This window comes from Candidatus Nanopusillus massiliensis, assembly GCF_920984865.1.
The window spans coordinates 486,875-487,089 of sequence record NZ_OV100765.1 but is presented as its reverse complement, the minus strand read 5'-3'; positions in this window follow the sequence as shown (position 1 = coordinate 487,089).

The window sequence follows — 215 nt, the reverse complement described above, 5'->3', positions numbered from 1 at the left end:
AAAAAGGAAAAATACCAAAAGAAAAATTAGAAGGATTAAAAGTTAATTGGGGAGATCCAGAATTAATTATTGAATTAAATATAGAATTGCAAATAGAAATGGAATTGCGAGATGATTATCAGAAGGTACAAAAGAATTTGCAAAGAAATATAATTCAGAAGAATATGCAATGATAAATAAAAGAGGAATGCCTTTGTTTGGTTTTGATTCCTGGA